Here is a 19,675-nt window from a genome sequence, read left to right on the forward strand (position 1 = left end):
GGAAAAATTATGACTCCAGAAGTACAAGCACGTATTGACGATCTGATTAAACAGAACAAAATTATGGTGTTCATGAAGGGGACAAAGTTGATGCCCCAATGCGGTTTTTCTAACAATGTAGTTCAAATCCTCAATGTTTTAGGTGTCCCTTTTGAAACTGTCGATGTATTAGCAGATTCTGAGATTCGTCAAGGAATTAAAGAGTACTCAAATTGGCCCACAATTCCACAAGTTTATATTAATGGTGAATTTGTTGGTGGCTCAGATATCTTGATTGAAATGTACCAAAAAGGCGAATTACAGCAGGTGGTAGAGGTCGCACTTGCTTCATAAACACTAATTTTCAATCGTATTCCCCTCGATTACTGTTATGCAGATGAGGGGATTTTTATTTTTAGCTGAATAGCAACTAGCTTGATAAATTGAATATGTTGCTAATAATAGTCTGATTCTGGCTCAGGTTGCGATAATTCAAAGTTAAACGGGTCGTAAAGAAAGCGAACAGCTTCCTCTTCCATTCGATGGATTAAGTAAGGTTCAATAGCACTACTGTGACGTAAAGCTGCTAAGTAGCCATCAAGGTACAATCGTAAATCATCAGCCCGATAACCGCGATTCCACATTTCGACGAGGGCGTCGGTGAGTTTTTGGTAAAAGCGAATTGTGAGAGGATCTTGAAGCATGGTTGCAGTATCAAAAGTTAAATAGCAAGTAAATGTAAAACTATCAGAATTAAAAAATCTATCTATTATCTAGTTTAGTTCTGTTCATGCTTCTTTCGTTCTATCTCAACTCAATAACAAGGGCGTTAATCTGTCTAAGTGTATAGTATTTGTGTTATTATTTCACACTCCGTAGTGAGATGAGTAGTTAGTTTGTGCGATCGCACTTTAATCTATTTTGAGCTTACGCAGAAAAGCCCTCAATGTCATGTATCTACTGGGTTATTTCGCTTACTAAAATTTTAAAATTAATGCAAGTAATATATTACTTAGATTTGTAGTAGGGTCTGTTTGTGCCGAAGATTCTATAGGTAGGTAACAATACGCGGCGTACCCTGAAGATTTAGAATTAGAAATAACAGCAAATGAAACTTTAGTGTTCTTATCTAACTATTGACCCAGTAAATCAAGTAGCTAATGCAACCAGGGAAACTACAATTGTGCCCATCGTAGCAATAGTTACAAAACCAGAGTGCTGGCTTTGGTAGTTTTGGAAACACACGAACGCAAAGGAAACTTGCCACAGTGGGTTCGGTTTGTATTGAAATTGTTGAGGGAAATCCGCATCTGCGATCGCTACTTAGTTGGCATTTGCAACAAGTTGGCTATCGAGTACATCAAGCAGCGAGTCTTTATCAAGCACAAGAAGTCTTTTTGGTACGACAACCAACGCTAGTGATTCTTGATGCTGAACTGAAAGATGGCGAAAGTATGGAATTTTGTCGCTGGTTGCAACGACAGCAACAGCCCCTAATTTTAATGCTATCGACCCGCAACTCAGAAGCAGATATTGTCACTGGTTTAAAGTCAGGTGCGGATGACTACCTGACAAAACCTTTTGGGATGCAAGAGTTCCTCGCACGAGTTGAAGCTTTAATTCGCCGCAAACGTACGCCAGTAGCACCCGCGTATTTAGATTACGGCGCATTGCAAATTGACTTAGTGCAGCGACGCGTCTGTTTTCACGGAGAATTCATTGATTTAACGCCGCAAGAATTTAGTTTACTATATGTCTTGGCACAAGCTGGGGGAATTCCCTTAAGTCGGCTAGAATTGCTGCGTCGTGCTTGGCCTGAAGCGATCGATAATCCACGGACAATCGATACTCACGTGTTATCACTGCGTAAGAAAGTCGAATGCGATCCGCGACAACCAAGCTTGATTCAAACGGTGCGGAATGTAGGCTATCGATTTAATATGGAACTGTTGAATAGCAATGTGAATCACGCACCAGAAGTCGTGCATCGCAGACAATCTACAGAACACGAGAATCCGCAACATTCAGCACTCAGCAGCCAGTTTTAAAAATACGGAATAAATTTATGATGTAATTTGTGCCGTTGTTATTCAATAAACGTCTGTGGCTCAACAAATTATTGGTGTAGCACTTGTTGGAACTGGTTTCGGTCAAAAAGTCCATCTACCTGGATTTCAAGCGCATCATCGTACGCAAGTCGTTGCTGTCTATCACAGAGATCGCGATCGCGCCCAAGAAATTGCCCAAGCGCATCACATTCCCCACGCTTGTCAAACAATTGCAGAAGTTGTTTCCCTACCAGAAGTACAAGCTGTGAGTATTGCCACACCACCGTTTCTGCACTACGAAATGGCAAAACCAGTCTTACAAGCAAGAAAGCATCTCTTACTCGAAAAACCGACAACGCTTTGTGTAACAGAAGCACAAGAGTTAGACCGACTCGCGCAAGCTAACAGCGTCGTCACCGCGCTTGATTTTGAATTTCGGTTTGTTCCTGCATGGCAACGTTTTGCGGAACTTCTCAGTGAAGGATTTGTCGGGCAAAAACGTTTGATAAAAATTGATTGGCTGGTTTCTAGCCGTGCGGATGCTGCGCGTCCTTGGAATTGGTATTCGCAAAAAGCCAAAGGCGGCGGTGCGTTGGGTGCATTAGCTTCGCACGCGTTTGATTACATTAATTGGCTATTTGGTTCTGTAAAGCGGTTATTTGCCCGCTTAGATACTGCAATTCCGATGCGTCCAGATCCTGATACAGGCGAAATGAAACCTGTTGATGCTGATGATACGTGTATGTTGCTCTTAGAGTTAGCTGATGGAACTTTGTGTAACGTCTGTATTAGTGCAAGTACATTTCAAGGGCGAGGACACTGGATCGAAGTTTATGGCGATCGCGGTACTTTAGTTTTAGGCAGTGACAATCAAAAAGATTACGTGCATGGTTTTCGTCTCTGGGCTGCAAGTACTGGTAAACCATTAACCGAAGTCGAAATTCCGCAGCGTTTAGATTTCCCGCGAACGTATGCTGATGGTCGGATTGCGCCGTTTATTCGCGTTGTGGATCGCTGGGTGCAAGGAATTGATGCAGGTAAGTCTTTGACACCATCTCTAAGAGAAGGCGTTTACTCACAGCTACTGATGGATCTCAGTCATACATCAAATGAGCGTGGTGTTTGGGTAGATGTTCCTGATTTGACAAATATCTAGTCAAGCTAGTTTAAAACGATCGCTCAATGTTGCAATAGACTTCTGATATAAGTGGAGCCAGAGATATAGCAGGGGTCAGGGATCAGAGGTCTGAGGTCAGGATTAAAAGCTAGAAGAGGTAATGATCCTGAGCTTCTACCATGTTCTAAGCATCCCTTGAATTGCTATATTGTGTACAAAATTTGCAAAAATCTCTGACTCCTATTAATCAAACTTACGATTCAACCTTCACACCGCGCCAAAACGCGATGTAGCCTTCAATATTTTTAGCTTTCTCCTTCGCGTCAGGATAATACCACGCAGCGTCTTTATTCACTTGCCCATTAACTTCGATATTGTAGTAACTTGCTAAACCTTTCCAAGGACAAGTCGTGTGCGTGGAAGAGTCTTTGAAATACTCTTTATTGATGCTGTCAGGCGGAAAGTAGTGATTGCCTTCGACAACTTCGGTGCGATCGCTTTCGGCTAAAATAGCTCCATTCCAGATTGCTTTCGGCATATGATTCTTTGATTAAGTTATGGATCTAACCATTATTATGCGGCGAAAATGAAGTTGGTAATGGAATTAGCTACACAGACGCTAACGCCTAATTGCTACCAATCACCAGTTACCTATTGACTTCGCAGCCTTGATACGTCCGCCCATGCCGCAATTATCATCCCTAGAAAGTGCATTAAAACATTATTTTGGCTATGACAGCTTTCGCCCAGGACAACGATGTATTGTAGAACAAGCGCTGCAAAACCGAGATTTACTCGTTGTGATGCCGACTGGCGGCGGTAAATCGCTGTGTTTTCAACTACCAGCACTCTTAAAAAAAGGCTTAACGGTGGTTGTGTCGCCACTCATTGCGTTGATGCAAGATCAAGTAGAAGCACTGCAAGATAATGGTATCGGCGCAACATTTATTAATAGTAGTCTCAGTGCGTATCATGTGCGGACACGCGAACAAGCGATTCTTAGTGGTAAAGTCAAACTTCTCTACATCGCACCCGAACGCTTATTAAGTGAAAAATTTCTACCATTCCTCGATTTGGTACATCACCAAATGGGGATCTCTGCGTTTGCAATTGATGAAGCGCATTGCGTTTCTGAGTGGGGACACGACTTTCGCCCTGAATATCGACAACTCCAACAACTGCGTCACCGCTTTTCTGGTGTACCTACCATCGCACTGACAGCAACCGCGACTGAACGCGTGCGCCAAGATATTATTCAACAGTTGGGTTTAGTTGAACCAAGCGTTCATATTGCCAGTTTCAACCGTCAAAATCTGTTCTACGAAGTTCAGCCGAAGCAGAAACAAAGCTATCAGCAATTGCTACAACTTATTCGTCAACAATCGGGTGCAGGAATTATTTATTGTTTAAGTCGTCGCCGCGTTGATGAAATTGCTTTCAAACTAAAAAATGATGGTATCGCCGCGTTACCCTATCATGCAGGGTTGAGCGATCGCGATCGCACTGCGAATCAAACAAGCTTTATTCGCGATGACGTACAAGTTATGGTAGCAACAATCGCGTTTGGTATGGGAATCAATAAACCTGATGTGCGATTTGTCATTCACTACGACTTACCGCGTAATTTAGAAAGCTACTATCAAGAATCAGGGCGCGCAGGGCGTGATGGCGAACCCGCAAGGTGTACGCTGTTTCTTAACTACGGTGATATTAAAACAATCGAATACCTGATTGCCCAAAAACCCGATCCGCAAGAACAACGCATTGCCAAACAACAACTGCGCCAAGTGATTGACTACGCTGAAGGAACAGATTGCCGACGGACAATTCAATTAAGCTATTTTGGCGAACGATTTTCAGGAAAGTGTGATAACTGCGACAACTGCTGTCACCCTAAACCGATGCAAGATTGGACGATTGAAGCGATGAAGTTTCTTTCGTGTGTGGCGCGGTGCAAAGAAAGATTTGGTATGACTTACATTATTGATGTATTACGCGGCGCAAAAAATCAGAAAATTTTGCAAAACGGACACCAAAATCTTTCGACTTATGGCATTGGTAAAGATCGGAGTATTGATGACTGGCGAATGCTGGGGCGATCGCTTCTTCATCAAGGGTTACTTGCACAAACCACCGATGGTTACTCGGTACTCAAACTAAATGCTTTAAGCTGGGAAGTGATGCGGCGACAGCGATCGGTATTGATTGCTGTAAGTGCGACACCGACTCGGATTTCTGACGAAGACACTCCCGCTGCTGCTGAAGTTGAGTTGCTATTTCAACGGTTGCGTAAGTTGCGTAAACAACTCGCTGACGAACAAGGGGTTCCCCCGTATGTAATCTTCGCCGATTCTACACTTCGGTTGATGGCAACACAGCAACCTAAAAGCTTAGCTGCGTTTTCCCAACTTTCTGGTGTGGGTAGTCACAAACTCGCGCGTTACGGCGCGCAATTTTTAGCCGAAATTCAAGCTTATTGCGAAGAGGCGTGATATTAAATTTGGTTGCTTATCAAACCTCTCGTATAAATCATAGATGCCTTGCGACTGAAGTCGAGGCTAATAAACGAAGTGTGCCTACGCACACTATAAATTTAGACTTTATTTATCTAGTAGCGAATTTATTCGCAATTCTTCTCATGCAGGAGGTCTATTGATAGTTTCAAAGTGGTGAGTATAGGTGAAGCGTGACTAGCATAAGTGAATCGTGCTAGTTGGGAACGGGGACATTCACTGCGACTTCTTGAACAGCTAGTTTCTGAGGCGATTGAGTACGTGTTTTAGGAGTTGTGGCTATTGATAACAGCTTGGGAAGAGTCAGGCAGACTCCAGCATTAAATAATGTTAGCAATGCACAATCTATAAAGTTCATATTTCTTGTCCTCTCCCATAAAAACTATCTGGAATTGCAAAGACATACGTATCAATTCGTTATGTATTTAGTTTGAAGCAAAACTTCAAAACTGCAATCCGTTTTCTGTTTTGAATTCCTTGTAGTTTATATAAGCTAATCTAAATTTAAGATTTATGAATAAGTCTTTTCGGGACAAAAAAAGCGCGAAATTGATAGTACAGAAGCTTTCCCCGCAAACATTGAAAAAATGCTCGTTAATTTACTTTACTAAATTGTTATCAAACTTATTGTGCGGTACGGGAAATATCGATCACTGAATGAGCGCGATCGCATCAAAATCGGCTACTACAGTCTGACTACCAATTACCAAGTTCTACAGCATCTGATAGCTAACTGAGGATTACTACATTACAGATGTAATAGTGTCTTACAATTTCGGTAATTTGTGCCAATTGCAGGGTAATTTGTAAAAGTAGCTGGTTGATTTGGCGATTAATATATGTTAGTAAACCGCCCTGCGCCTAATATGTCTTATAATTTCACCGAACAAGAACGCTTTAATCTCAAGCAGTTAATAGATTACTCATCGGTACAGTCTTTACCGGAAATCTGGCAATTAGCGCATCAGCGATTTGGCAAGACGATCGCGCTGCGAGATCCCCACGCTACGCCAGAAACCGTTATTACCTATACGCAGTTATATCAGCAAATCCAACAGTTTGCCGCTGCTTTACAAGCTTTAGAGATAGAAGTAAAAAACGGTGATATCCCACCGCGTATCGCACTGATCTCAGATAATAGCCCGCGCTGGTTAATTGCGGATCAGGGAATTATTGCAGCTGGGGCAGCGAATGTCGTGCGCAGTTCGCAAGCAGAGCGGCAAGAGTTATTATTTATTTTAGAAAATAGTGGCAGTATTGCTTTAGTCGTCGAGAATCAACAAACGCTACAAAAACTGCGGGCAGATTTAGATTCATTACCAATCTCGTTTGCTGTCTTACTCTCAGACGAAATTCCTGAAGCGGATGCATCAAAATTAAAAGTGCTGAATTTTTCGCAGTTGATGACATTAGGCGAAAATCAACCGTTACAGCCAGTTCAACAAAACCGCGAAACACTGGCGACACTGATGTACACTTCTGGCACAACGGGTAAACCCAAAGGCGTGATGCTGACGCATGGTAACTTGTTGCATCAAGTGGAAATGCTCGGCTGTATTGTGCAGCCAAAAGAGGGCGATCGCGTTTTAAGTATCTTACCAACTTGGCACGTTTACGAGCGTACGTGTGAATACTTTTTACTTTCGCAAGGCTGTACGCAGATTTATACAAACATCCGCCAAGTCAAAAAAGACATTCGCGAATTTAAACCAAATTACATGGTTGGTGTCCCCCGACTGTGGGAATCGATTTATGAAGGAGTCAAAAAACAGTTTCGCGAACAACCGGCGAATAAGCAGCAGTTAATTGACTTTTTTCTCACGAAGAGTCAGCAGTTTATTGAAGCCCGCAGAATTGTTCACGGATTAAGCTTAAATTCCTTAAATCCTAGTTTATCAGAACGTCTTAGCGCTTCGGTGCAAGCAACGGCTTTGGCTCCAATTCATGCTTTAGGCGAAAAAATTGTCTATCGAAAAGTGCGCGAAGCAACAGGTGGACAACTCAAGCAAGTGATTAGCGGTGGTGGTTCTTTAGCAATGCACCTAGAGAACTTTTTTGAGATTGTAGGTGTGGAAGTGTTGGTAGGATATGGACTTACCGAAACTTCTCCTGTGACGAATGCGCGTCGCCCGTGGCGTAATTTGCGCGGATCGGCGGGACAACCACTCCCAGGAACGCAAGTACGAATTGTCGATCCTGAAACACGCCAACCCTTACCGCAAGGAGAACGCGGGTTAGTGATGGTACGCGGACCGCAAATCATGCAAGGGTATTATCAAAATCCCGAAGCCACAGCAAAAGCGATTGATTCCGAAGGTTGGTTTGATACGGGCGATCTCGGTTGGTTGACACCAGAAAATGATTTAGTGATTACTGGTCGCGCGAAAGATACGATTGTGTTGACGAACGGCGAAAATATCGAACCGCAACCGATTGAAGATGCGTGTTTGCGATCGCCTTATATCGATCAAATCATGCTCGTTGGACAAGACCAAAAATCGCTCGGTGCATTGATTGTTCCTAATCTTGAAGCCTTAGAACAATGGGCAGCTAGCCAGAATATCGAATTAAAAGTTGATTCACCCACCGATCTCAACAGCAAAACAATTCAGAACTTATTCCGCCAAGAGTTGAATCGCGAAGTCAAAAATCGTCCAGGTTATCGCCCCGATGACCGAATTGGTCCATTTGAACTCGTTTTAGAACCATTTTCGATGGAAAATGGCATGATGACGCAAACTTTGAAAATCAAACGTCCGGTTGTGACAGAGCGTTATCGCGATATCATTAACAAGATGTTTGCCTGATTTTACTTTAAATATATTAATAGCGATCGCAAAATTATGGATGCATCCAAACCACAATTACTCCTAAAACGCGCCGTCAACGTCAAAGCTGTTGTCACTCCCCGCTGGAAAGAAGAAGTACAGCAACAACTTCAAGCCCAAATCAATGCTGTGGACACGCAATTGCAACAGCTAGAAATGCAAGGACAACGGGCGATCGCTGAAATTCAAAAGCAGAGTTTACAGCCTCCAGGTCCGCAAACGTTGCAACAGATCGAAAATATTCAGTTGCAGGTCAATCAGCAAAAAAGCGAACTTCTAGAACAAAAAAATCAAAGTTTGCAAAATTTGCAACAAGTGCAGTTGCTCGAACTTGAGCAGGAAGTCAACCAATTTCAGATTGAGGGGATTTTCAGTACCACAATTGGGGACAATTTGATCGGCAAATTACAAGTAGAAATATTGCTACGTGATGGAGTTGTCCAAGAAATTCGCGGTGATATTTAATGAGGAGTGAGCGAATAGTAATGAGTGGCTAGTGAATAGTAATTATTGAATTTTGAGTTCTGAATTAGAAGAATTTTCTTAACTCAACATTTCACGGCTTTCTTAAGTAAACTCCCTGACCTCCAACCTCTGACCTCTACTCTAAACTAATTTTTACTTTCTCGTTTCAGGATTTCGCTCCATGATTCACGAAATATTTATGCCTGCGCTTAGCTCGACTATGACTGAAGGGAAAATTGTCTCTTGGGTCAAATCGCCTGGTGACAAAGTGGAAAAAGGCGAAACAGTGGTAGTTGTCGAATCCGACAAAGCTGATATGGATGTCGAATCCTTTTATGAAGGTTACGTGGCGACAATTTTAGTAGAAGCAGGTGATAGCGCTCCCGTTGGTTCGGCGATCGCGCTTTTGGCTGAAACCGAAGCTGAAATTGAAACTGCCAAGCAACAAGCTCAATCTGGCGGCGCTACGCAGTCTGAAGCCGATACGACAACCTCACCAGGGCAAATTGCAGATGTTTCAACGACGGTTGCAGCAACTGCGGCTGACACTGCTGAAGCCTCCTCAAATGGAAATGGTGCAGCACATCGTGCCGGACGCGTGATGGTTTCGCCACGGGCACGGAAACTCGCCAAAGAACTCAAAGTTGACTTGAGTAATCTGCAAGGTAGTGGTCCTCACGGTCGAATTGTGGCACAAGATATCGAAGCAGCAGCAGGTAAAACCCAACCGACACCAGCCGCACAACCGCAAATCAAGGCTCCTGTCGCACCACCACCCACACCAACGGTTAAAAGCGCTCCTGCACCCGCACCAGCCCCCGTCGCTACTGCTGCACCAGGTCAAGTCGTACCTTTGAATACGCTGCAAAATGCCGTAGTGCGGAACATGGTAGCAAGTTTACAAGTGCCTACCTTCCACGTCGGCTACACGATTACGACCAATGAATTAGATAAGCTGTACAAGCAGATTAAGTCTAAGGGCGTGACGATGACTGCGCTGTTGGCGAAAGCTGTTGCTGTGACGTTGCAGAAACATCCGCTGGTAAACGCCAGCTATTCGGAACAAGGTATTCAATATCGTAGTGCGATTAACATTGCTGTTGCTGTGGCGATGGATGATGGTGGGTTAATCACCCCAGTATTGCAAAATGCCGACCAAATTGATATTTATTCACTATCACGTAATTGGAAATCGCTAGTTGACCGCGCTCGTCTGAAGCAACTACAACCTGAAGAATACAACAGCGGTACTTTCACGTTGTCCAATTTGGGGATGTTTGGGGTCGATCGGTTTGATGCGATTTTACCACCAGGTCAAGGAGCGATTCTTGCGGTAGGTGCTGCGCGATCGCAAGTTGTCGCGATCGATGGAATGTTCGGTGTGCGGCAGCAAATGCAAGTCAATATTACGTGCGACCACCGTATCATATATGGCGCGCACGCGGCTGCCTTTTTACAAGATTTAGCGAAGTTGATTGAGACAAATCCCCAATCGCTCACAATGTAAACTTTGCACAATTTATTTGAGTAGCAGACTTGGGGTTAGTAACCCTGAGTCTTTTTTATTGAATTTGGTCAAGCGTAAAATTGCGATTTTTTCATATATTTTTAGAGTAAAAATTCTCTGTAAATTCACTGACAATATTTATTTAATAACATTGAAATCGTTCTAAGCTATCAGTGTAATCTCGCTTGGAAGCCTAGAATAAACAGCGTTAAGTTTAGGGTGGATTTTTAATTTATGGATAAAACTTAGAATCTCTCACCGCTTTATTTAAGCTTTTATTGTCAGTATTTAACTATATAAAAAATGCAAATTTCATCGAATATAACCTCGACTTGGCAAAGATTAAAAAATCAGGAAATTACTTGTAATGAAGCTTTAAAACTACTGGTAGACGAACAGGGAAACGTTAACTATGAACTGTTAGACAATGATGTTTGCTATAGATTCTTACGTCACTTTCCTGATAAAAGTTTGTTACCGCCAACAATTCCGTTATTGCTGTGGCGCGGTTGTTATTATCTAGGTAGTCCTGTTAGTATCACTCCTGACGCGATCGCGCTCATCACAAAACGTACAGGTAGCGAAATTAAAATTATTCCAATTTCTGACAAAAGCTATCGCACTTGGTTTCATAGCCAAAATATCAATAATAATCGCATTAATGCTTCACCACTAGTTAATCCACTGACAGGCGAACACGAACAGGAAAATATTTCTGAAACGACGCAAATCTCGCTATCGCGGGCGGCGGATCAGATCGAACGCATCAAAACCTTACTTTCGGGGGCGTTACGCAACCGTGCGAGTGACATTCACCTCGAACCAACTGCGGAAGGATTGCGCGTGCGCTACCGGATTGATGGTGTACTGCGTGATATTACCATGCTGCCACCAGAACAGAGTCGTCGCGTGATTGTCGCGTTAAAAGTAATGTCCAACATGGATATTTCTGAAAGTCGCCGCCCGCAAGATGGACGTATTGAGGAGAAATATTCGACAGCAACGGCTGCTGATATAGGAATGGATATGCGCGTGAGTACGCTTCCTTGTGTCAACGGCGAAAAGGCTGTGATTCGCTTACTACCGCGTGAAAACCCATTTTCTAACATTGATAATTTAGGCTTTTCTCCAGAAACCTTATCACTCTACAAAAACTGGTTACAACAGCCTCAGGGTATGATTATTCTTACAGGTCCCACAGGTTCGGGTAAAACTAGCACGCTGTATACAAGTTTGCAAAGTGTCGCAAAAGAAAACGTTAATGTGGTGACGGTAGAAGATCCGGTCGAGTACGTCTTACCTCGAATTACGCAAACTCAAGTGAATGAAGCCGCAGGAATGACATTTGCGGCTGGTTTGCGGGCGATTTTGCGGCAAGACCCTGATATTATCATGGTAGGAGAAATTCGCGACCACGAAACCGCAGAAACCGCAGTTCGTGCAGCCCTAACAGGACACTTGGTATTTACAACACTGCACACGAATGATGCGATCGGCGTGATTCCGCGTTTAAAAGATATTGGACCTGATCCGGCGCTACTGAGCGATGCATTACTCGGAATTGTGGCACAGCGGTTAGTCCGGCGTGTCTGTCCCCACTGTGGTGAACCTTATACTCCGACAGAAGCTGACTTACGTGTTTTGGGGATTGACTTGAGCCAAGCGAATGCATCACAATGGCGCAAAGGTAAAGGATGTAGTGCGTGTTTTCATTCGGGATATCTAGGGCGTGAAGCGATTGTCGAGTTACTCGATATCGATGATGTTGTGCGGGAAATTATTTACGAAGGAACGATTACTCAGCTACGTCACTATCTTCAGGAAACTCATTTTGCTTCTTTCCGGACAGCGGCGATCGCCAAAGTCACCAGTGGTTTGACTACTATAGAAGAAGTGTTACGAGTCATCCCGCGTACCGCTTTGTACTCGAAGTCTTCAGAGAAAGACTGGACAAAGGTTAAACGCTTAAGCGCTGTGCGGAGTTATGAATGATGAACTTTGAATTTTAACGATGAAAGCTGTTTTAATGACTGCACCTGGAAATCCAGATGTTTTGCAACTACAGGAAGTCGCAACTCCTAGCATAGAAAACGACACCGAAATCCTCGTGCGCCTGCAAGCTGCGGGTGTGAACCCTATCGATACAAAATTACGACGGCGCGGTACGTTTTATCCAAATCAAATGCCAGCAATTCTAGGCTGTGATGGTGCTGGAGTCGTCGAAGCGGTGGGTTCGGGTGTCCAGCGGTTTCGTGTTGGCGATGAAGTTTATTTTTGTCAAGGTGGGCTTGGTGGTAAGCAGGGTAACTACGCGCAGTACGTAGTAGTCGATGAACGTTTTGTCGCCCCTAAACCTAGTTCGCTGTCTTTTGTTGCGGCGGCGGCGGCACCTTTAGTATTAATTACTGCTTGGGAAGCTTTATGCGATCGCGGACGACTTCAGCCAGGGCAAAAAGTCTTGATTCACGCTGGCGCTGGTGGTGTTGGTCATGTGGCGATTCAATTGGCTAAGTTGCATGGTGCGACGATTTGCACAACTGTAAGTTCGCATGAAAAAGCCGCATTTGTACATCAACTAGGTGCTGATCGTGCAATCAATTATAAAGAAGAAGATTTTGTGCAAGCTGTGCTCGATTGGACAGGTGGAGAAGGCGTAGATTTGGCTTTTGATACAGTTGGTGGCGAAACTTTTGCGAAGACTTTCGCAGCGGTGCGCGTGTACGGAGATCTTGTGACAATCCTAGAACCGGATGCTAGTACGACTTGGAAAGTTGCTAGAAATCGCAATCTCCGAATCAGCTATGAATTAATGCTGACCCCCATGCTACAGGGGCTAGTTGAAGCGCAGCAACATCAAGCCGATATTCTCAATCGCTGTCGGCAATGGTTTGATGAAGGAAAGCTCAAAATTCACCTTAATAAAATTTTTCCGCTAGAAAAAGCAGCTACCGCACATCAAGTCCTCGAAGCTGGATCGACGATAGGTAAGATTGTCTTAGTCAGTGGTAACGAGTGACGATAAGAAGCAGGCAAGCTATCTCATCTGCCTAAATTATCGGTATTTCATGCAGTGATTAGTAGCGTTGTGGTTGGCGAACCGTCGGTGAAGCGATACTATAGGTACAATCCTGGCTTTTGTGTTGGCTCGACATCAAAAGGGTATGGAAATTTTAGTGTGAGAATTCCTGGAGATGCAATCATTCCAGAGGATAAAATAACCCGTTACCTACTTGTCCACAAAACCAGGAGTGACAAGTCAAAATTTTTGGCGCAGGCTGGGTTTACGCAGGATAATCCAAAAGCATTGAAAGAAGCAATTCAGTCACTTGTAGCAACAGGAGAGACTATTGAAGATAGAAGCAATGAGTATGGAACCTTCTATCAAGTTTCAGGGAAACTAACTGGTGTCAACGGTATCACTTTAGCAGTTGTGACAATTTGGCTACAACGACAGATTGATGGAAAGTTTCAGTTCGTGACGCTCAAACCTCGCAAGGAGACTTAATATGACATTAGAGCTATATCAAGAAGTCACCTTAACTCGTGACTTACCAGAATATGAGCTAAAAGCGGGAGATATTGCAACGCTAGTTGACTTTGTGCCGCATCCGAGTGGTGGCGAAGAAGGTTGTGTACTGGAAGTCTTCAATGCGGTTGGCGAATCTCTGACAGTGATTGTTGTACCAATTTCTACTGTGAGTTCCCTAAGTGCTGATGAAATTTTAACAGTACGCTCTTTAGCAAAAGCAAGTTGAGATTCACCTTCTCTGTTGGGCTGCATTACCTCCAAATATGAATGATCTTTGATTAAAACTGCTGTGTCTAAGGTGAGGAAATCTTAAGATTATTTAGTAGGGAAATGCTTTAAGATTTCAGCACTCAGTGATAATGCACCAAGAACTAATCAAGAAAGCCACTACCGTACTTGGAGAATTTCAGCTTGCCGAACAGGGGTTATCAGCAGGATCTGTAAGTTGCGCATTAATGACAAACGCAGGCACTATTTTTACAGGAATATGTTTGGACTTGGCGTGTGGTATTGGGTTTTGTGCTGAACACGCAGCGATCGCCGAGATGCTTAAAGCCCGTGAAACTGTGATTGATTACATTGTGGCAGTGAGTTCAAAAAAAATCCTGATGCCATGTGGAAGGTGCAGAGAGTTAATGGTACAGGTAAGTAAAGAGAATCTCAAGGCAAAAGTGATCGTTGATGACATAAGTTACATAACGCTAAGCGATTTGTTACCTCATCACTGGATGTAGTGCAGCTTAACACAGTATTGAAGCGATTAGAGTAGGGAGACAATAGTTATTTACCACCGCTCAACTGTGTTGCTAACGACTCTAACAGCAATACTCTGTTAAACTTTTGCTGCTTCTAAAGATTTAAGTAGTTCTGTATTCACTCCAGATTCTCTGGTTAAAGCAATTTTGCCCGTGCGAGCGACTTCGCGTAGACCAAACTTTTGCAACACCTGAACGATCGCCACCATTTTACCAGGATCGCCGACGACTTCTAACGTGAGTGAATCTTCAGCAACATCGACAACGCGGGCGCGGAAAATCTGTGATAACTCAACAATTTCTGAGCGTGTCGAACTTGTAGCGTTGACTTTGAGCAGCATTAATTCGCGCTCGACACACGGAGTTTCGGTAATATCCTGTACTTTGAGGACGTTAACGAGCTTGTAGAGTTGTTTTGTCAGTTGCTCGATGACGCGATCGTCACCTGGGACAACCATTGTAATTCGCGAAATGCCGTTTTGTTCCGCAGGTCCTACTGCGAGGCTTTCGATATTAAAGCCACGACGTGCAAATAAACCAGCAATGCGGGTCAAAACTCCCGCTTCATCTTCTACTAAAACAGATAAGGTGTGTTTCATTGTTGCCAAAAAAGGCGGTAACTTCTCAAAGAGCGATCGCTTGTCGCTATCAAACTAATTATCCTAGACCATATATTTTATCGAATTTTTGCTCTTTTAAACGTAAGAAAATATAGATATATGTCAGCTTTTATTTACTAATTATTTGACTATGGCGAATCTACACGTATCGATAACACCAGAGATAGTGACAGCTTAACTCAATCAATGGTACATACTATTTGATTAGCAAGTGCTGCTTGCATTTTATACAATCACGCCGGAGTTATGAGCTATTTTGTCTTTCACTTGTTGTTTGTGCTTCCCCCAATTTTGTTTCTTGCATGGATACAGCCGCAACCACTTGCAGGTGTCGGTGGGCGTAGGGCGTGGTTAGGATTACCTTTAATTGCCGTTGTCGCTTTTATTTATACAACGCCTTGGGATAACTATTTAGTTTGGCGGAAAGTGTGGGGATATGGTAGCGATCGCGTTTTAGGCACAATTGGCTATGTACCAATTGAAGAATATTTATTTTTTATCCTGCAATGTATTTTGACAGGACTTTGGCTTTACTGGCTGCTGGGGCGTCAACAAAAGTCAACTCAACAGACGGCTTCCCCTGTTTTACGCGTGCTGTTACTGGTAGTTGGGGTAACGTTAAGTGTTGCTGGGTTTTTGATGCTGCGATCGCCCTCGACAGTATATTTAGGACTTATTCTCGCTTGGGCTGCGCCTGTAATAACGCTGCAATGGGTGATAGGTGCAGCAACACTGCAAGCAATGCAACGCATCTGGTTAATTGCGACTGTGGTACCGACACTCTATTTATGGGTAATTGACCGCATTGCAATTGGTAACGGTATTTGGCAAATTTCTGAAATGTATACGACGGGGTTACAGTTGTTTGGCTTGCCAATCGAAGAGGCAATTTTCTTTCTTGTTACTAATATTATGGTAGTGCAGGGACTGTTATTGTTGCTGTTGTTAAAACTGCCAAAAATTGCAGCGATCGCATCTGTTGATTAATAAGTTGCTTGTAGGCGACTCAATAAATGTTCTCCAGCGGATATGGGTGGATAAATCGCTGGATTTTCTCTACGACAACTGGGAAGACACGCAATCTCTGCATCGTGGTTGGGATGACAGAAAAAGGCAATAGAATAGCGCGATTGCGTTATCCGTTCATCTGTTGGAATCAGAACTCGATGCTTGGTAGAACAGAAAATATGATTTGTCCACCGCTGCATCAAATCTCCTGTATTGACGACGACTGTATCAGGAATTGCAGGTGCTAAAATCCATTCACCACTTCTCGTTTGGACTTCTAATCCTCCTACGCGATCCTGAAATAAAAGTGTCATACTCCCATAGTCAGAATGCGCCCCAGCGCGAACTTGTCCTGGTTTTGGTAGTTGCGCGATGGGTGGATAATGCAGTAGTCGTAATGTATGATTTTGCCGATCGTGCTTAGTTTCAAAAAAGTCTTCTGGTACTTGTAAGGCGATCGCAAATGCTTGTAAAACTTGTGCTGCAACTTCGCAACAAGCATCCCAAAAAGCAAGAACATCGCTTTGAAAATCTTCGCGATCGGGTAGCCACTTGTTAACTATCATTGCCGCAGCAGCGCCATAGCTACTGAGTTCTTTACCAACATTAAATGCTTCTTTGAGATCTCCAGGTTTATCAGGATCGAGACGTTCTCTTTCAATTCCAACATAACCGCGATTACTGACTTCATCACTCCAAGCTAATTGCTGCTTGACTTCTAAAGGAAGATTAAAGAAAGACTGCGATTGCGTAAATAGGGCTTCGATTTGTTGCGGAGATATCCCTGGATTTTTGAGATACATGAATCCAATTTCGTGACAAGCTTGATAAATTTGCTGTGCTACAGCTTGTCGTGTTTCTGAATCGCCTTTGGTGAATGGCTGAAAATCAATAACTGGAATCTGCATTTCAGCGTTTTTTTAAGGAGTAGAAAATGACAGGGAAGTTGTTTTTGTTAGAAACCAAACGAACCACAGAGTCACAGAGATCGCAGAGGCAAGAAATTGGGAGAGTTCCTAAACACTATGAGATTGTTGTAAGTAAGTGGGTAAAAATAAACATAACTTAAGGACTGGTAATTGGAAAGAGTCTCTATTACCCATTACCCATTACCTATTACCTGACAATGTTACGTGTGATATTTAATTATGCTCACTTACTTATATTATCTGTTCTTTGGCTTAAGTCAGCCGTATCGTATCGTACTTTTAGGATTTTAAGAATAAGAGGCGCAAGCTTCTAAAAAAGTGGCAAGAGAGAATTTATTTAGTTTATGCTTAAGTTCTCTTGCCAGTATGTCGTTCTGGTACAATATTGCAGTTAAAATGATACCAGTTGCAGGAATATATTAGTAAGGCATATATCTCGATCTCAATTTGCTCTGCAAAGATAGAACAAATTTTAAACTTTTATCACTTGACAAATGTCCACTCGATGATTCGACGCGGTGCGGCTTTTAACGCTTTAACTAAGCTGGCGTTGTCATCAAATTTAACTTGATTGAGATCGGATGCTTCTACATTGACTGTAAAGCGCTTATCTTCAAAACACCACGGTGTGACTGTCACGAAGCCTTCATCGACTTGCATGATGTCGTAACGTTGCCCGTCGTGTGCTTTACTAATTTCTAGGGCGCGATTATCGGCGGGGAGTTCTTTTTGACAAAGAATTAATGAAGCGCGATCGCACCACTGCATAAATGCATACGCATCATCTGCATCTTGTTTTGAGATCCCTAATTCTTTACACCACTGCTGTTGATTCTTTAACTGTTCGTCTAAAAAACGAGCAGCTTCGGCGGATTCGGAACGTTTTCCTTCTTGCAAGCGACTCATATGCATTGAATTTAGCAATGCTACCCAGCGCCCGCGATATAATGCACCTTCTAGATGCTTGCGTAACTCATCATAAGATGTTTCGGGATCGAGCGTAAAGTCCATTGGCGCGCCTGCTGGCGTGAGACACTTTTCCTCCCATTCTTTTTCTAAGTCATCGTGGTGCGAAATTGCGGCGATCGTCTCATATAACCGAATAGGAACTTCTTTTCTTCGCCATTGTCCAGCAATTTGGGCTGCAAGCAACGCATGGGCGCGGTGATAGATAATTTCCCATCCATCACGGGTAGGGTTAACGATCATATATTTCCAATACACACAACAGTTCTCATTTTTAGCATTAAGTACCGCGTTAAGGATACTAGCCCGCAGGTTATATTCTTCCCAAGTCACGCTAACAAGCTAAAATGATAATCATTATCAAAACACTGTAATGGAGGAAGAACTGATGACAAATTTAATGACATCGACAACTGAATCTGCATTAAATATTCCTAAGCGAGGAATGCCAGTAACAATTATTACTGGTTTTTTAGGAAGTGGTAAAACAACATTACTTAATCAAATTCTGACGAACAAAAAGGATTTGAAAGTTGCTGTTTTAGTGAATGAATTTGGCGATATCAACATTGACAGTCAACTTTTAGTTTCGCTCGATGAAGACATGGTAGAACTCAGTAATGGTTGTATTTGTTGCACAATTAATGATGGACTTGTTGATGCTGTTTATCGAGTTTTAGAACGTGACAGCCGTATTGATTACTTAGTGATAGAAACGACAGGTATTGCCGATCCTTTACCAATCATTCTCACGTTTGTCGGTACAGAACTACGCGATTTGACTCAGCTAGATTCGATCCTGACGTTAGTTGATGCTGAGGCATTTACTCCCGATCACTTTAATAGTGAAGCTGCACTAAAACAAATTTACTATGGAGATATGATTTTGCTGAATAAAATTGACCTTGTGTCTTCGCAAAAGTTAGAGGAAGTACAAGCTTATATTCGTAATATTAAAGCAGGAGCAAGAATTATTCCAACTCAATACGGTCAAGTTCCGTTACCGCTAATTCTCGGTATAGGAATGACACCAGTTGACATGTTCACTCAAGATACACATAGCGATCGCCATCACCACCATCACCACCATCACCACCACGATCATCACTCGCATCATCTCGAAAACGATGGCTTTGTTTCATTATCCTTCGAGAGCGATCGCCCGTTTAGTGTGCATAAATTTGAACAGTTTCTCACGCAACAAATGCCACAAAATATTTTTCGCGCTAAAGGTATTTTGTGGTTTAGCGATAGCGATTTACGACATATTTTTCAACTGAGTGGTTCGCGCTATGATATGAATGCAGAACAATGGGTGAGTTCTCCAAAAAACCAATTGGTATTGATTGGGCGTGATTTAGATATTGCTCAAGTTCAACAACAGCTAAATGAGTGTTTGGTGTGATGTTTT

At 43.0% G+C, this 19,675-nt stretch carries 20 protein-coding genes; 14 read left to right on the forward strand and 6 right to left on the reverse strand.

Annotated elements, in window-relative coordinates:
- Positions 1–9 precede the first annotated feature (9 nt).
- Positions 10–333 carry a Grx4 family monothiol glutaredoxin gene (grxD, locus tag GLO7428_RS15950; RefSeq protein WP_015189606.1) on the forward strand — a complete coding sequence of 108 codons (324 nt, stop codon included), beginning with the start codon at positions 10–12 and terminating at the stop codon, positions 331–333.
- 101 nt (positions 334–434) lie between these two features.
- Here the strand turns inward: grxD and GLO7428_RS15955 are convergent, their stop codons facing one another.
- Complete coding sequence (locus tag GLO7428_RS15955; RefSeq protein ID WP_015189607.1) at positions 435–683, reverse strand: DUF6761 family protein; 249 nt, start codon at positions 681–683, stop codon at positions 435–437.
- A 564-nt stretch (positions 684–1,247) separates the two neighbouring features.
- Between GLO7428_RS15955 and GLO7428_RS15960 the strand changes: the two genes are divergently transcribed.
- Positions 1,248–2,027 carry a response regulator transcription factor gene (locus GLO7428_RS15960; protein WP_015189608.1) on the forward strand — a complete coding sequence of 260 codons (780 nt, stop codon included), beginning with the start codon at positions 1,248–1,250 and terminating at the stop codon, positions 2,025–2,027.
- A 55-nt stretch (positions 2,028–2,082) separates the two neighbouring features.
- Positions 2,083–3,183 carry a Gfo/Idh/MocA family protein gene (locus GLO7428_RS15965; RefSeq protein WP_015189609.1) on the forward strand — a complete coding sequence of 367 codons (1,101 nt, stop codon included), beginning with the start codon at positions 2,083–2,085 and terminating at the stop codon, positions 3,181–3,183.
- Positions 3,184–3,397: 214 nt separating this feature from the next.
- On the opposite strand, the gene GLO7428_RS15970 is transcribed toward GLO7428_RS15965, so the two are convergent.
- On the reverse strand, positions 3,398–3,682 hold the full coding sequence (locus tag GLO7428_RS15970) for a DUF427 domain-containing protein (RefSeq protein ID WP_015189610.1): 285 nt from the start codon (positions 3,680–3,682) through the stop codon (positions 3,398–3,400).
- 145 nt (positions 3,683–3,827) lie between these two features.
- Here GLO7428_RS15970 and recQ point away from each other — a divergent pair, with 145 nt between their 5' ends.
- Positions 3,828–5,636, forward strand: coding sequence for a DNA helicase RecQ (gene recQ / locus GLO7428_RS15975; protein ID WP_015189611.1), 1,809 nt, complete (start codon positions 3,828–3,830; stop codon positions 5,634–5,636).
- A 217-nt stretch (positions 5,637–5,853) separates the two neighbouring features.
- Here the strand turns inward: recQ and GLO7428_RS28565 are convergent, their stop codons facing one another.
- Positions 5,854–6,015, reverse strand: a complete 162-nt coding sequence (locus GLO7428_RS28565; protein WP_015189612.1) for a hypothetical protein — start codon at positions 6,013–6,015, stop codon at positions 5,854–5,856.
- A gap of 508 nt (positions 6,016–6,523) precedes the next feature.
- Here GLO7428_RS28565 and GLO7428_RS15980 point away from each other — a divergent pair.
- The 8 genes from GLO7428_RS15980 (at position 6,524) to GLO7428_RS16015 (ending at position 14,720) form a co-directional block, all read left to right on the forward strand.
- Entirely contained in the window at positions 6,524–8,464 is a 1,941-nt protein-coding gene (locus tag GLO7428_RS15980) for a long-chain fatty acid--CoA ligase (protein WP_041919218.1), read from the forward strand.
- Positions 8,465–8,500: 36 nt separating this feature from the next.
- Entirely contained in the window at positions 8,501–8,950 is a 450-nt protein-coding gene (locus GLO7428_RS15985; RefSeq protein WP_015189614.1) for a YlqD family protein, read from the forward strand.
- 181 nt (positions 8,951–9,131) lie between these two features.
- Positions 9,132–10,457, forward strand: a complete 1,326-nt coding sequence (locus GLO7428_RS15990) for a dihydrolipoamide acetyltransferase family protein (protein ID WP_015189615.1) — start codon at positions 9,132–9,134, stop codon at positions 10,455–10,457.
- A gap of 303 nt (positions 10,458–10,760) precedes the next feature.
- Entirely contained in the window at positions 10,761–12,449 is a 1,689-nt protein-coding gene (locus tag GLO7428_RS15995) for a GspE/PulE family protein (RefSeq protein WP_015189616.1), read from the forward strand.
- Positions 12,450–12,468: 19 nt separating this feature from the next.
- Positions 12,469–13,473, forward strand: a complete 1,005-nt coding sequence (locus GLO7428_RS16000) for a zinc-dependent alcohol dehydrogenase family protein (RefSeq protein ID WP_015189617.1) — start codon at positions 12,469–12,471, stop codon at positions 13,471–13,473.
- Positions 13,474–13,527: 54 nt separating this feature from the next.
- Complete coding sequence (locus tag GLO7428_RS16005) at positions 13,528–13,962, forward strand: DUF6883 domain-containing protein (RefSeq protein ID WP_015189618.1); 435 nt, start codon at positions 13,528–13,530, stop codon at positions 13,960–13,962.
- 1 nt (position 13,963) lies between these two features.
- Positions 13,964–14,212, forward strand: coding sequence for a DUF4926 domain-containing protein (locus GLO7428_RS16010; protein WP_015189619.1), 249 nt, complete (start codon positions 13,964–13,966; stop codon positions 14,210–14,212).
- 133 nt (positions 14,213–14,345) lie between these two features.
- Positions 14,346–14,720, forward strand: a complete 375-nt coding sequence (locus tag GLO7428_RS16015; protein WP_015189620.1) for a cytidine deaminase — start codon at positions 14,346–14,348, stop codon at positions 14,718–14,720.
- Positions 14,721–14,818: 98 nt separating this feature from the next.
- On the opposite strand, the gene ilvN is transcribed toward GLO7428_RS16015, so the two are convergent.
- Positions 14,819–15,340, reverse strand: coding sequence for an acetolactate synthase small subunit (ilvN, locus tag GLO7428_RS16020; RefSeq protein WP_015189621.1), 522 nt, complete (start codon positions 15,338–15,340; stop codon positions 14,819–14,821).
- A 267-nt stretch (positions 15,341–15,607) separates the two neighbouring features.
- Here ilvN and GLO7428_RS16025 point away from each other — a divergent pair, with 267 nt between their 5' ends.
- Positions 15,608–16,348, forward strand: a complete 741-nt coding sequence (locus GLO7428_RS16025; RefSeq protein ID WP_015189622.1) for a lycopene cyclase domain-containing protein — start codon at positions 15,608–15,610, stop codon at positions 16,346–16,348.
- Here GLO7428_RS16025 and GLO7428_RS16030 read toward each other — a convergent pair.
- A complete protein-coding gene (locus GLO7428_RS16030; protein ID WP_015189623.1) occupies positions 16,345–17,277 on the reverse strand; it encodes an isopenicillin N synthase family oxygenase in 933 nt (310 codons plus the stop codon). The two genes, GLO7428_RS16025 and GLO7428_RS16030, sit on opposite strands and share 4 nt — an antisense overlap.
- A 504-nt stretch (positions 17,278–17,781) precedes the next feature.
- Positions 17,782–18,522 carry a DUF3891 family protein gene (locus GLO7428_RS16035; RefSeq protein WP_231295496.1) on the reverse strand — a complete coding sequence of 247 codons (741 nt, stop codon included), beginning with the start codon at positions 18,520–18,522 and terminating at the stop codon, positions 17,782–17,784.
- Positions 18,523–18,652: 130 nt separating this feature from the next.
- Here GLO7428_RS16035 and GLO7428_RS16040 point away from each other — a divergent pair, with 130 nt between their 5' ends.
- Positions 18,653–19,669 (forward strand): GTP-binding protein, encoded by a 1,017-nt coding sequence (locus GLO7428_RS16040; protein WP_015189625.1) that lies wholly within the window; start codon positions 18,653–18,655, stop codon positions 19,667–19,669.
- Positions 19,670–19,675 lie beyond the last annotated feature (6 nt).

The organism is Gloeocapsa sp. PCC 7428 (assembly GCF_000317555.1).
GTDB lineage: Bacteria > Cyanobacteriota > Cyanobacteriia > Cyanobacteriales > Chroococcidiopsidaceae > Chroogloeocystis.